The sequence below is a fragment of the Thalassospira profundimaris genome, assembly GCF_003326755.1.
GTDB classification, from domain to species: Bacteria; Pseudomonadota; Alphaproteobacteria; order Rhodospirillales; family Thalassospiraceae; genus Thalassospira; species Thalassospira profundimaris_B.
Window position 1 is genome coordinate 59,195 of record NZ_JPWH01000006.1, and the last position, 14,261, is coordinate 73,455.

General features: G+C 53.3%; 11 protein-coding genes and 1 tRNA gene. 5 read left to right on the forward strand and 7 right to left on the reverse strand.

What is annotated here, in order from left to right:
* Positions 1-4: 4 nt before the first annotated feature.
* From TH25_RS08850 to TH25_RS08875, 6 genes are all read right to left on the reverse strand, one after another.
* Positions 5-1,174: an iron-containing alcohol dehydrogenase gene (locus TH25_RS08850; protein WP_114088073.1), complete on the reverse strand. Its 1,170-nt coding sequence runs from the start codon at positions 1,172-1,174 to the stop codon at positions 5-7.
* 31 nt (positions 1,175-1,205) lie between these two features.
* On the reverse strand, positions 1,206-2,597 hold the full coding sequence (locus tag TH25_RS08855) for an aldehyde dehydrogenase family protein (protein WP_114088074.1): 1,392 nt from the start codon (positions 2,595-2,597) through the stop codon (positions 1,206-1,208).
* Between the two features lie 98 nt (positions 2,598-2,695).
* Complete coding sequence (locus TH25_RS08860; RefSeq protein ID WP_114088075.1) at positions 2,696-4,066, reverse strand: glutamine synthetase family protein; 1,371 nt, start codon at positions 4,064-4,066, stop codon at positions 2,696-2,698.
* A 191-nt stretch (positions 4,067-4,257) separates the two neighbouring features.
* Positions 4,258-5,310, reverse strand: a complete 1,053-nt coding sequence (locus tag TH25_RS08865; RefSeq protein ID WP_114088076.1) for a TRAP transporter substrate-binding protein — start codon at positions 5,308-5,310, stop codon at positions 4,258-4,260.
* Between the two features lie 176 nt (positions 5,311-5,486).
* Positions 5,487-6,812 (reverse strand): TRAP transporter large permease, encoded by a 1,326-nt coding sequence (locus TH25_RS08870; RefSeq protein WP_114088077.1) that lies wholly within the window; start codon positions 6,810-6,812, stop codon positions 5,487-5,489.
* Positions 6,812-7,318, reverse strand: coding sequence for a TRAP transporter small permease subunit (locus TH25_RS08875; RefSeq protein ID WP_114088078.1), 507 nt, complete (start codon positions 7,316-7,318; stop codon positions 6,812-6,814). The genes TH25_RS08870 and TH25_RS08875 overlap by 1 nt, the downstream gene beginning before the upstream one ends.
* Positions 7,319-7,818: 500 nt before the next feature.
* On the opposite strand from TH25_RS08875, the gene TH25_RS08880 reads away from it, so the two are divergent.
* From TH25_RS08880 to TH25_RS08900, 5 genes are all read left to right on the forward strand, one after another.
* Complete coding sequence (locus TH25_RS08880) at positions 7,819-8,709, forward strand: MurR/RpiR family transcriptional regulator (RefSeq protein ID WP_220151372.1); 891 nt, start codon at positions 7,819-7,821, stop codon at positions 8,707-8,709.
* 125 nt (positions 8,710-8,834) lie between these two features.
* The gene (locus TH25_RS08885; protein WP_114088079.1) at positions 8,835-9,077 is read left to right on the forward strand and encodes an Lrp/AsnC ligand binding domain-containing protein; all 243 of its coding nucleotides are present in this window, start codon (positions 8,835-8,837) and stop codon (positions 9,075-9,077) included.
* Between the two features lie 43 nt (positions 9,078-9,120).
* Entirely contained in the window at positions 9,121-9,669 is a 549-nt protein-coding gene (locus tag TH25_RS08890) for a GNAT family N-acetyltransferase (protein ID WP_114088080.1), read from the forward strand.
* A 144-nt stretch (positions 9,670-9,813) separates the two neighbouring features.
* Positions 9,814-11,024, forward strand: a protein-coding gene (locus TH25_RS08895) for an IS3 family transposase (RefSeq protein ID WP_258549089.1) whose coding sequence is annotated in 2 segments (ribosomal slippage) — positions 9,814-10,162 and positions 10,162-11,024 — 1,212 coding nt in all. Because the reading frame shifts where the segments join, the coding sequence is not laid out codon by codon here.
* Between the two features lie 365 nt (positions 11,025-11,389).
* Complete coding sequence (locus TH25_RS08900; RefSeq protein ID WP_114088081.1) at positions 11,390-13,396, forward strand: AAA family ATPase; 2,007 nt, start codon at positions 11,390-11,392, stop codon at positions 13,394-13,396.
* A gap of 423 nt (positions 13,397-13,819) precedes the next feature.
* Here TH25_RS08900 and TH25_RS08905 read toward each other — a convergent pair.
* Positions 13,820-13,912, reverse strand: a tRNA-Ser gene (locus tag TH25_RS08905).
* Between the last annotated feature and the right edge of the window lie 349 nt (positions 13,913-14,261).

The window sequence follows — 14,261 nt, forward strand, 5'->3', positions numbered from 1 at the left end:
GTGATCAGCCCAGTTCACCGGCACATGCACGGCGATAAATTGCCGCATAATCCGAAACGGAAAGATCAATCGGATTACCCCCGTCAGACGGGTCGGCCTTTGCCTTGGTTGCCACCTCGTCCGCACGGTCGGCATCCACACCAATATCGGCCAGCGTATTGGCAATATCCAACCGGGAGCGGAACCCCAACACCCAGTCAAACATGCTTTCAAAACCCGGGGCCGAGATATTTAACACCCGTCCCAGAGTTTCCATTTTTTCATCAATCGCCTTGCGGTTGGCCCGCATCACATAGGGCAGCAAAATGGCGTTGGTCAGCCCGTGATGGGTATCAAAAATGGCACCAATCGGATGGGCCAGCGCATGCACACCCCCCAGCCCCTTTTGAAAGGCTGTCGCCCCCATCGAGGCCGCCGCCAGCATATCGGCCCGGGCCTCAATATCGCTGCCATCGTCATAGGCGCGTGGCAGGGCATCAGCGATCAAACGCATCCCTTCCAGCGCAATCCCTTCGGCCATCGGATGATAACCCGGGGCACAGAATGCCTCGAAACAATGCACAAACGCATCCACACCTGTCGCCGCCGTCACATGGGCTGGCAGGCCGACAGTCAGTTCAGGGTCTGAAATAACAATTCCTGGCAACATCTTGGGATGAAAGATGATTTTCTTTTCGTGGGTTTCCTCGTTGGTAATGACGCTGGCGCGACCCACCTCGGAGCCCGTACCCGATGTTGTGGGCACGGCAACAATCGGGGCAATCCCGTTGGGGTCGGCGCGGGTCCAGTTATCGCCCACATCTTCAAAATCCCACATCGGGCGGGTTTGCCCGGCCATCAGGGCAACGGCCTTGGCCGCATCCAGGCCGGAGCCCCCGCCAAAGGCAATAACCCCGTCATGCCCGCCTTCGCGATACACGGCCAGGCCATCATCAACATTTTTGCCCACCGGGTTGCCCTTTACCCCGGCAAAAAGGCCGGTTGGCAAACCTGCCTCCGCGTTGGCGGCAATGGCATCACGTACCATTGGCAGGTCTTTTAAGCCTTCATCGGTAATCAGCAAGGGCCGGGTCATACCCAATGCCTTACAGGCATCGGCCAGTTCGACAATGCGCCCCGGGCCAAAGCGCACGGGAGTTGGATAATTCCAGTTTCCGGTAATTGTTTTGCTCATCATCATTTCCTTTGATGCACAGCACCGTTGGTTAAATTTTTGTCCGCAAATGAAAACTTTTCGGCCGGGTCAGGCTTTCATAACCGATTTTCGAGAGCGTACAGCCCCGACCGGAATTTTTAACCCCGACCCAGGCCAGGGCCGGGTCCAAATAGTCCGCCCTGTTCATGAAAACCGTGCCGGTTTCAAGCTGATCACCAATGGCAAGGGCCGCATCTTCATCAGTCGTCCAGATCGATGCCGTCAGGCCAAATTCACTGTCATTCATCAGGCGGATGGCTTCATCATCCGATGACACCTTCATAATGCCCACAACCGGGCCAAAGCTTTCCTCGCTCATCACTCGCATCGAATGATCAACATTGATCAATATTTGTGGCGCAAGGTACGGCGTGCCTTCGGCATTGGCGGCAAATTTGGCCGGGTCAATCAGCGCCCTGGCCCCGCTGGCAATGGCATCGGCAATTTGCCCGCGCACAAATTCGGCGGAACTGGCACGCACCATCGGCCCCAAATTGGTTTCAGGGTCTATCGGGCTGCCAAGGCGATATTGACCGACCAGGGCTGCCGCCTGCTCGACAAAGGCGTCATACTGGCCTTCATGCACATAAATGCGTTCAATGCCGCAGCAGGACTGACCACTGTTGAAAAATGCACCGTCAATAACGTTTTCAACAGCATGGGCCAGGTTTACATCCGCACGGATATAGGCCGGGTCTTTACCACCCAGTTCCAGCCCGGTGGCAATGAATTTGCCCGCCACCGCACGCTGCACCGCATGGCCGCCCGGGACCGAGCCGGTGAAATTGACAAAATCCACCCGCCGGTCGCCCATCAGTTTTTCCGCATCGGCATGGCTTAGATGCAAATGCTGAAACACGCCCGCTGGCAGGCCAGCAGCCACAAAGGCCTCGGCAAAGCGTTCGGCACATAGCGGGGTTTGATGGGAATGTTTCAAAACAACCGCATTACCCGCCATCAGGGCCGGGATCACACCATTAACTGCCGTCAGATAGGGGAAATTCCACGGCGCGATAATGGCGACAACCCCCAATGCCTCGCGGCGGATAAAGCGGTTAAAACCGACCTTCTCACCAGGGTTAAAATCCCCCAGGGCTTCGGGTGCGACATCAATCATATAGGTTGCGCGTTCCTCAAAGCCGCCAACCTCGCCACCGGCCTGCGCAATCGGTCGGCCCATTTGCCAGCTTATTTCTGTGGCGATCTCGTCCTTTTTGGCAACAAAGGCCGAAACCGCCTTGCGCAAAATTTCCTGGCGCTCTGCAATCGGTACGGCGCGCCAAGCCTTTTGGGCATCACGGGCCTTATCAAGGGCGGTGTCAATTTCTGCCGCCGATGCCAATGGCCGTTCCACATAAACAGATCCATCAACAGGCGAGATGGTTCTTAAAGTCTCTGACATGCTTCCTCACAGGATAACAAGAGTGGCATTCACTGGGGACGTTATTTGCATGACAACATTCAAATACGCCCCCAACATTCTGTATCTTCAAAATAAATTTAAATGATTTCAAAATATCTCTGCATTTCCCAATCGGTAATCGCCTTACGAAATTCGCGTTCTTCCCATTCGCGGGACTGGGCATAATGCTCGACAAATTTTTCCCCAAACAGAGCATTGGCCGCATCAGATTTTCGCAACCGCCCCGCTGCCTCGTAAAGCGTTGCCGGAATTGTGAGTTCGTCAGGGAATTCCTGCTCGTAAGCATTGCCCGTGACGGGTGCTGTGGGTTCAATTTTGTTTTCAATGCCCCACAGGCCTGAGCCGATGCAGGCTGCCAATGCAATATAAGGGTTAATATCCGCCGCCGCGATGCGATATTCGACCCGCTGGCTTTTGCTGCTGCCGGGAATAACACGCAAAGCCGTGGTGCGGTTTTCAACACCCCATGTGGCATTGGTGGGCGCCCAAAAACCGGGGATCAAGCGCGAATAGCTGTTCACCGTGCAGGCCACCATCGACAGCAATTCCGGCATCAGTTTTTGCTGCCCGCCCACAAACCAGCGCATTTGATCGGACATGTTATGGGGCTTGCCTTCGTCATAAAACACCGACTTGCCGGTTTCGATGTCAAACAAGGATGTGTGCATATGCCCGGACTGCCCCGGCCAGTCGGGCGACCATTTTGCCATGAATGTCGCCATCCAGTCGGAGCGTTGCGCCAAGACCTTGGTAAAGGTTTTAAAAAGGGCGGCCTTGTCTGCGGCACGCAGGGCATCGTCATGGGCGATGGCGGCTTCAAGCACACCAGGGCCGGTTTCGGTGTGCAGGCCCTCAATCGGGAAGTCCATCGCCTCGCCCAAATCCAACAAATCACGATAAAATTCGGCATGGACCGAACTGCGGAGCATCGAATACCCATAAAAGCCCGGCGTGATGTTTTTCAGGTCGCGATAACCTTTTTCGCGCACTGAATGCGGCGTTTCCTCGAACAGGAAAAACTCGAATTCGCAGGCTGCCGTGGCGCGGTAGCCCATGCCTGCCGCCTTATCGAGCACCCGTCGCAAAACCGCGCGCGGGCATACATTTTCCGCCTCCCCCTCGAACTCACCCAAAAACAGGATACTATCTTCCTCCATTGGCAATTCGCGGCAGGTATCGGGCAGCAGGCGCACCGGCGCATCAGGATAGGCCGTATGCCAGCCGGTGAATTTGGCGCTGTCATAAAGCTGGTCATTGGAATCCCAGCCCAGCACCACGTCACAAAAGCCAAAGCCGCCCTTAAGGGCCGACAAAAACTTGTCTTTGTGCATGTATTTGCCGCGCATGATGCCATCAACATCAAAGACGCCAACCTTCACATAGCGGATCTGGCGTTCTTCAATCAGCTTGCGAGCATCTTCTGCCGTTTTAACCTGCTTCGCCTCCATCGGCGGCCTCCTGTTTGATCGTCTTTTTTAAAGAACGCTTTTTCGTATTGGGTTCGTTCGGTGTTTATCCATCGCCGAACGGTAGCATCGATATTGTCATAAAGTCGGTATCGCTAAGCACGATCACGCAAGAAACAGGCAGGCATCACACTCACAGCATCGTAATGCCTGCCCCACTGGTCATGTAACAATCAGCTATAACGGTAGGGCGGGCCTGCCTTTTCCATCGTGTCGGAATATTGCTTGAGGATCTCGACTACCTTGGCGCAGCGCGGGCTGGTCTGGGCAATTTCATCCCAGAATTTGTGTGCCTCGGCCTCAACCTGTTTCCATTCGGCATCGGGGATCGAGGTCAGCTTCATTTTGGTGCCCTGGGTGCGCAATTTGGCTTCCCCGGCCCAGTACCAATACAGGCGATGATAATGGGAACTGTCCATACAGGCGCGGAACAGCTCTTTTAAATGGTCGGGCAATTCGTTCCAGCGTTCTTCATTGGCGAAATAAGACCCGCACCACGCACCAGAGATATTGTTGGTCAGGAAATAGTTGGTCACATCGGCCCAGCCCACCGTGTAATCCTCGGTAATGCCCGACCAGGCAATGCCGTCCAACTCGCCAGTCTGCACGGCAACTTCCACATCTTCCCACGGCAATGTGACCGGCACCACGCCAAAACGCGACAGGAATTTACCCGCCGTCGGAAACGTGAAAATGCGTTTGCCTTTCAAATCGGCCAGGCTTTTGATCGGGTCCACGGTGGCAAAGTTGCACGGGTCCCAGGAGCCTGCAGAAAGCCACTTTACCCCTTCGACTTCGCCATAAGCCTCCTCCCAGATTTTATCGAGGCCATATTCATAGAACAGGGTTGGCACATCCAGGCTATAGCGCGAGGCAAAGGGGAAATAACCGCCAAAAACCGACACATCAACCGGGGCGGCAATCGAATCATCATCGGACTGCACGGCATCAATCGTGCCACGCTGCATGGCGCGGAACAGCTCCCCGGTCGGGACCAGCTGATCGGCGTGATAAAGCTCGATTTCCATTTCGCCATTGGCAATTTTATTGAACCGGTCAATCGACGGTTTAATCACATGTTCAGCCAGTGCCGGCCCGGCATAGGTTTGCAAACGCCAGGTGATTTTGGCATTTGCCGCTTTGACATAGGGGGCGGCAAAGGCGGTTGTTCCTGCCGCCGCCGTTGCCAGACCTGCTTTACGAAAAAATTCGCGTCTCGAAGTCATTTTTATCTCCCTGATCAGTAAACTGGCGGGACCTTCCCGCTATTTCCGGTTCGCCAAAACAGCGAAACCTCCCCTCTCCATTTCTCGAAAATCGAATCCCTGAATGGTTTCTGGTTATTGGACCTGCCTTAAGACGCATTCTCGCCCAGGGCAGGTCATTGGCACGTCATGCCCGCCTAGCGCCCGTATTGAACATCGGGCAGCCAAAGGGCAATTTGCGGAAACGCCATTACCAGGACCAGGGCCAACACCATGATCAGCACAAACGGCGTAATCGACTGATAAATATCTTTCAGCGTGACTTCGGGCGGGGCCATTGCCCGCATTAAAAACAGGTTATACCCAAAGGGCGGCGTCATATACGCAATCTGGCAGGTGATGGTATAAAGAACGCCGTACCACACCAGATCAAACCCCAGATGCCCGACCAGCGGCACATAAAGCGGCGCGACAATCACCAGCATCGCCGTATCATCCAGGAACATACCCATGACAATAAACGAAACCTGCATCAGGATCAGAATCTGCCACGGCCCCCACCCCATTTGATCGACAAAGAAATTCTCGATCGCGCGGACAGCCCCCAGCCCGTCAAACACCGCGCCAAAACACAAGGCGGCCAGAATGATCCACATGAACATGCAGGTAATGGACAGGGTTTTGCGCAGGGTTTCTTCCATGACATGAGATGTCAGGCGACGCTTGAAAATCGCAGCCAGCGTTGCCGCCAATGCCCCCACAGCCGAACTTTCGACCAGCGAGGTATAGCCCATCAAAAACAGGCCGGTCATGGAAAAGAAAATGAAAAGCGGGATCAAACCGGCCTTGAGCAGACTGACCTTTTCCGACCAGGTGACGGCGGCGCGTTCTTCACGACTCAGGGCCGGACCCATATCGGGCTTTAACCAGCAGCGCACCGCAATATACAGCACAAACAGGCCCGCCATCATCAAGCCAGGAAACACCCCGGCCAGCCAAAGCTGCCCGACAGGCTGGCGCGCGATCATGCCATACAGCACCAAAACCACACTGGGCGGCACCAGAATGCCCAGCGAACTGCCCGCCTGGATCACCCCTGTGACCATGATCTTGTCATAACCGCGACGCAGCAATTCGGGCATGGCAATGCTCGCACCAATCGCCATCCCGGCGACACTGAGGCCATTCATCGCCGAAATCGCCACCATCAGCACAATGGTGCCAATGGCAAGCCCGCCACGCACCGGCCCCATCCAGACATGGAACATGCGATACAAATCATCAGCGATGCCGGATTCGGAAAGCATATAGCCCATATAAATAAACAAAGGCAGGGTCAGCAGCGGGTACCATTTCATCAGCTTCATGGCCGCGCTAAAGGCCATTTCAGACCCGCCATCGCCCCACAGGGCCAGCGAAAAGACCACGGCAATAAATCCGATAGCACCAAATACGCGCTTTCCGGTCAGCAACAGCAGCATCATTGATGCGAACATCAACAACGCGATCATTTCATAACTCATTACAGGTCCTCCCCGCGAATACGGGCAAGATCCCGAAAGAAGGTAGCGATCGCCTGAAGCAGCATCATAAACACGCCAAATGTCATGACGATCTTGATCGGTGCCATGGGCGGCGACCAGCTTGAATAGCTGGTTTCGTTATATTCCAGCGCATATGTGGTCGAGGAAATGCCGCCATATAACAAAAAGGCGAGATAAAAAATCAGCAGTAAAATCGTGAAAGCATCCACAATGGCCTGGGTTTTGGGCTTCCAGGAGCCATAAAACAGATCCATGCGCACATGACTGTCAAGCTGCATGGAATAGCCACCGCCCAGCAGAAAATAGGCCACCATCAAAAATTGTGCGGTTTCAAGCGTCCATAACGCCGGATACATAAAAGTTTTGGTAAAAGACGAATATAAAAGAACCGCCAGTATCGCGAAAATCATATACATCGCAAACCGGCCTATGATCCGGTTTATCCGGTCAACCCACCGAATATAGGCTTTGATCACGTCAGGCATTTTTATTATCCCATCCCCCGATATTCCGGTCTTTTCAGTCTCCGGCAAAACCGCAAAGCAGCGCAGTGCAAAAGCATCCGATCAAATAAAAACAGCCACAAATACCCCGCGATCGAACTCAGCCTGCCCGATCCCCGGTAAAACCCCTGATGGCCAAAAGCACATCACATTGCTGGCAAATTTCCATATGACGATAACCCCTGCATTGCCGAAACAATGGACGTTACGTTTATGTCGCCTCCCTGGCGAAAAACTGCCGGTTCAGGCAGCCTTTTTAAAGTTGCACCATCTTTGGTGGCACAGGACATTCCGTCTCTATGTAATAGACGTTACATGACGCCGGTTGAAATGACAAGATTGTTAATCGATGTAAAATTCATTACAATAAATTTGCATGTGATGTGACAAACCCGGCCGGATCGACAATAGTGCGCATCCGTTAGCCGACAGATTTCTGCACGGCACGCCCTTTCCAGATTTACCGCACAGGAACAATCGATTTGGACGCCACAGACAAAACCACCCCGCTGACCGTTGCGGAACTGATTACACAAAAGGCCGATGATTTAACGGCGTCCGAACGCAAGCTTGCCCAGGCTCTGCTGGGGCATTACCCGATGGCGGGCCTGGAAACGGTGGCAAACTTTGCCGAAAGATGTGGCGTTTCGGCGCCGACGGTTCTGCGTTTTGCCGGAAAACTGGGCTTTGAAAGCTATCCGGAAATGCAGTCACGCCTGCGCGGGGAACTGGAAGCGCGCCTGCAATCCCCTTTGGCACGTAGCGCCCTGCCCCGGGCGGCGATTGCGGCCAGTGCGCATCCAATGGGCGAATTGCTTCATGATATGACCGACGCAATTACATCCAATATCCGGTTGTCGCTCTCCAACATTGCTCCCACGGAACTTGACGGCGCGGTTAGCCTGTTGGCAGATCAAAAACGCGGTGTTTATGTCCTGGGCGGGCGCTTTTCCTCGGCCCTTGCGGTTTATGCCTATGAACATCTGCGATCCATGCGGCCCAATGTGCGCCGGGTTGCCGGGCAAAACACCAAATGGACCGAAGATCTTCTCGATATTGGCAAACGTGATGTTTTACTCGTCTTTGATGTCCGGCGCTATCAGGCCGATGTCATTGCCTTTGCCGAGACAGCGGCCAATCAGGGTGCTCGAATAATTTTGATTACCGATCAATGGCTTAGTCCCATTGCCCGCTTTGCTCGCCATGTTTTCCCGGTCAGAATCGAAACCGGGACGACATGGGACAGTGCAGCCGCCAGCATGGCGCTTCTGGAAACGCTGCTCGAAGGCGTTGGCCGCCGCACCCCGGACCGTGTACGCGACCGTATTGAACATCTGGAACGGCTTAGACGGCAACCGCCTGGCAGCAGTTAATCGCCGATCGCCTGGCAATCTTTTCAAATCACCTGTTTGCAAATACCGGCAGACAATTTATTGAAACGTGATGCACGCCAAGCTAGCTTGGCGTCCTGTTCAATCGTCTCTGGAGACCTCACATCATGCACCCATTCTTCATTTTCGTGAAATGCGAACTTGGCAAAGCCTACGACGTTGCTGCCGCACTGGTAGAGGAAGTCGAGGGTGTATCCGAGGTTTATTCGATTTCCGGCCCGTTTGAACTGCTGGTCAAAGTCTATATCGAAGATGGTCAGGATATTGGCCGCTATGTGAATGAAAAAATTCATGCCCTGCCCAATATCAAGGACACCCAGACCATCATCACCTTTAACGCTTTTACCTAAGCGATCCCCGGCGCCAAAGGCGACGGGCTGCCAGAGAGGTCGCATGAAAACGCTTGCAACGGATCGTTTGATTCTGCGGAATTTCACAAAGAACGATGCCGAAGACCTTTTTGCGTATTTAAACGTCCCAACCATAAGCTGCTTTCTCTGCCTCGCCCTTGAAAATATCGAGAAAGCGGCGCAAGAAGCCGAAAAACGCAGCAAAAGCGACGACTATATCGCCGTTTGTGACAAAAGCTCCGGCCAGGTCATCGGGGATGTATTTGGCGTCGCGGAAAAACACGAAAAGGACGTCTTTGCCGTCGGCTGGAATTTCAATCCGAGTTTTCAGGGCAAGGGCTTTGCCCACGAAGCCGCCAGCGCCCTGTTCGACCATCTGTTCACCGAAAAAAACGCCCGCCACCTTTATGCCTATGTCGAGGACACAAACCTTTCCTCGGAAAATCTCTGTAAAAAACTGGGCATGCGCAAAGAAGGCCATTTCATCGAATTTGTATCATTCAAAAACGATGCAAACGGCAACCCTATTTATGAAAACACCCTGCAATACGCCCTGTTAAAACGGGAATGGGACGCACAGCGGGTCAAATAAGAAACGTTCTGACCCATCTTGGTCCACCGTAACAAATCCGTCTTATAATGGATCATATCAAAACGCAAAAAGGCCCCCGCTAAGGAAGCCTTTTTCACTGGCGTGTCACGTCCTGAAATACGTTGTCACTCAGAGGAGCAGACAATGTGTAACGCAGGCAAGAAGCGTCGCAGACGGACGCAGCGCGATTATAATATGGGCTTTAAACTGGCCGTTGTAGACCAGGTCGAAAAAGGCGAAATGACCTACAAGCAAGCGCAACGGCATTATGGCATTCAGGGGCGCAGCACTGTTCTGACGTGGCTGCGCAAGCATGGTAAGCTTGACTGGTCGACAACGAGGCAGCATTCCATGTCCAAATCGCAAGAGACGCCGGAACAAAAGATCAAGCGCCTTGAACGGGAGCTTGAAGATGAACGGGTTCGTAATCTGGTTCTGGATGGCATGGTGACCATCATGGACCAAGAGTATGGAGCGGGCCTGCGAAAAAAGTATTTATCCGAACTGCGAGAGCTTTACAGGCGCAAAGGCAAGTCAGTCTGAGCCGCAGCTGTCGCTGCTTTGGCTTCTCACGGCAGTCGGTTTATCAGATTCTGCAACGCCGCAGGCAGCGACAGGCAGAGCTTGAGCCGCTATATGATTGCGTCATGCGGCTGCGTCGGCACATGCCGCGGCTTGGCACACGCCAACTGTATTATTTGCTGCAGGATGATTTACGTCGCCTCGGGATCAAGATCGGACGAGACCGGCTGTTTGACTGGCTCAGGGAGCATCGCCTCCTAATCCGGCCGCGCAGGAATTATACCAAGACCACACACAGCAAACACTGGATGAGGAAGCATCCGAACCTGCTGGCGGGTTGCAAGCCCTGGCGTCCCGAACAGGTGTTTGTCAGCGACATCACCTATGTCGAAAGCGATGAAGGCGTGCATTATCTGTCGCTGGTCACGGATGCCTTCTCGCGCAAGATCATGGGGCATCTACTCAGCCACAGCATGGCGGCATCCGAAGTGGTCAGGGCCTTGAAGCAGGCAATCGACAATCGCATGACCAGAGCACCGCTGATCCATCACTCGGACCGGGGGCTGCAATATTGCTCGGGCTGTTATCAGGATGTCTTGAAGAAACATCACATCACGCCCTCAATGACGGATGGCTATGATTGCTACCAGAATGCCCTGGCCGAGCGTATTAACGGCATTCTCAAGCAGGAGTTCCTTCTGCACCGGTGCAAGACCTTCGAGGATCTTCGTCAACTGGTCAGAGAGGCGATAAATACCTACAATACCATGCGACCGCACAGCGCACTGGCTATGCAAACACCAGAAACCGTGCATCAAAAAGCCAGCGGATGATCATCCGCTGGCTTGTCGAAAAACCGTCAACTTATTTTAGGACGGCACAGCGGGCCGGAGCCGACGAAACCGAGAACTACACCTACGCCATAGCTCTCCAAAATAAGGCATGAGACTTTGGCTAATTTTGATCCGCACCCTTATGTACTTCTCTTCACTTTCGACCAACTTACTTGACGATCGTTTATGGCTTTGGCTGATAGCTGAGGAACGCCCCAACGTAATTCAGTGCAAGGACACTATACCACCACCCGTCCGATGGAGGCGGGCCAGTTCCAGCAGCTTCGTTGCTAGTCATGATGCTACATATTGTATTGAGAGAGGCTCGCGAACCGACTATTCTTTAAAAAAAGAGGGGGTGTCGAATGCAGCTCAAGTCTTTTCGCGTAAGGAATTTTCGATCTATAAACGATAGCGGTGAAGTCGATGTTTCACGTATTACGGCGTTACTAGGTCGAAACGAAAGCGGCAAGTCGAACGTCTTGCGGGCGCTTCATAGTCTAAACCCAGCAGACGGCTTCAAGGCGCTCAATCCCATCAAGGATTTTCCGAGACATCGTAAGCTTTCAGAATGCAACGACCACACCCCGGTTGTCGAATCCACATGGCAATTGAGCGAGTACGAACAGCACCGCCTGGCTGAGATTTGGCCGGCCGCTGAAGGTGTGTCTGAGGTAACTGTTGGCCGTCAATATGGCGACAAACGGTATGTTGGCATCGACGCCCCGGAAACCCCTTTCGACCTCGCTGTGATTAAAGCCGAAGCGCGTAAGATTGACGCGGCAGTCAAGGCAAAAGCCTCAAAGTTGACGGGCGAAGCAAAGGCCGAGTTGGAGCGGGCTTCAGACGCATTCGTCGTTGCCATCGGTGCCGGAGTGACTGCTGCGAAATGGGCTGCAACGGCAACCTCGGCGCTTGCCGCGCTTCGGCAGGCGCTTGCAGCAGCGGACATTGAACTTACAGACGCCCAAGACCAAAAAATTGTGTCGTTGGAAGAAATGGCCGAAGCCATCCCGGGAAGCGAGGAAGCACACTCGAAGGCTCGCGGTTGGATTATCGAACGCGTGCCAAAGTTCATGTATCTTGAAGACTATCCCGAAATACAAGGTCATCAAGATATTGATCGCTTCCTCAAGCGCAAAAATGAAGGGCAGCAGACACCCGCCGACGTAAACTTCGAAAAGCTTTGTAAGGTTGCCGGGCTTAGCCCTGAAAAGCTCAACGAACTATCGCAAAGCGATGACCAAGAAACACGTGGGCAATTGGCTAACCGCGCTGGTGCCGTCGTCACGACCGCCATTCGCAAGCGGTGGAAGGACCGCGAACTGAAGGTACGCTTCAACCTCGACGCACACCATTTCGACACGCTAATTTCCGATCCTAACAGCACGTATGACGTCGAAGTGAACCTTGATGAAAGAAGCCGTGGCTTCCAATGGTTTTTCGCATTCTATGTCGTGTTCGCGGCGGATACAGAAGACGGCGAAGCCGATGGCGCGATTTTGCTATTGGACGAACCGGGTCTCTATCTCCACGCGCGGTCGCAAGGTGATTTGCTTCGACACCTCGAAGACGATTTCACCAACCAAATCGTCTATACGACACATTCACCGTTCATGATTCCAACGCACCAATTGGATTGGGTACGAACGGTCAATATTGCCGAAGAAGAAGGCACGACCGTTTCCAATGACCCGAACGGTGACGCCCGCACCCTGTTTCCGTTGCAAGCCGCGCTTGGATACGATCTTGCCCAAAGCCTGTTCATCGGACCAAACAACTTGGTAGTTGAAGGCGTCACCGACTTTTGGATTCTTTCGGCGGTTTCAGCATATCTGAATGAGCAAGGCAAAGTTGGCCTCGATGACCGGTTGACCATAACGCCAGCCGGCGGCGCGCAAAAAGTCCACTACATGGTAGCGCTTCTGACGTCTGAACAACTGAACGTGCTTGTCCTATTCGATGACGAAAAGGACGCCAAGGCAACGCGCGATGATTTGGTGAAAGGCAAGCTTATCCGGTCGGATAACGTCGTTTTCGTAAGCGAAGCATTCGAAGCGCCACCCACCGAAGCCGACATTGAAGATATATTGGACCCGGCTGTTTACGAAGCACTTGTACGCGAAGCTTATGCCAAGGAACTGAAGGGCAAAACGTTGGAATTGAATGCCCGCATTCCCCGCATAGCCCGCCGCTTCGAGGCGGCATTTGATGCACTTACTATTGCGTTTCACAAAACACGGCCAACGCGGCTGTTCCTACAAAAAATGGCCAGCAACCCGTCATCGGTTTTGCCCGCCGCAAGTGAAGGCCGGTTCGAGCGCCTATTCAAGGCAACTAATGCTGCCCTTGAAAAGCACCTTTCAAGGTGATCGAGCCTCAGGGCGTGTAGGGTGTATTCGGGGGAAATATGAATCGTGATGATAAGCATGCGTATCGCGTAGGGAGCCATTCCGAGGCATGGAACGATGTACCTGCGGATGACGATGCGTTAGAAAAATTCATTACTTCAGCGCAAAAGTGAATCGAGCCTTGGCTATCCGCTGTTTTTCAAGCTGAACGCTTGAATCTTTTGATAGGTAGCGGATACACGACCACCGATAACTATATATTTGCGACCACGACGAATGATGCTGCGACTAAGGTCCTCTGTCATGACCTTGTGTACCAAAATTAAGGAACAACCGTATTTGAAACCGAAAGCACCCGTCAATCAAAACAGACAGGAAACTCATAACGTTTTGATTTGACAAACCAAAACGCAAAAAGGCCCCCTTTAAGGGAGCCTTTTTCACTGGCGGGCAAGGAGGGATTCGAACCCTCGATGGGGCTTTTGACCCCATACTCCCTTAGCAGGGGAGCGCCTTCAGCCACTCGGCCACTTGCCCGTTTTGAGTGGTGTTCCGTGTGGAACGCCGCCTTTCTTAAACATCCGATCCGGGACTGTCAATGCCTCAAAACCGGGTATGGACGGATTTCTTTTTATGATTGTGCATTTGGTAGTGATTTTTTGAAAAATCCCGGCCTTTTCCTGTCATTACGACGTGATTGTTCAACCGCAAAATGATGCAGGCGCAATCATCGGATAAACGATGTTTCATTGAAAGGCAGCAGGCAGCCTTTGGGGCTGTCGCGCAGAATGGAACACGACCGGACTGCCGGGCTTTTTCCCGGCTATCACACAACATCCGTCACAATATTGGTGTTTCCGAATCCGCATGGCTGGAAATTAGGGAA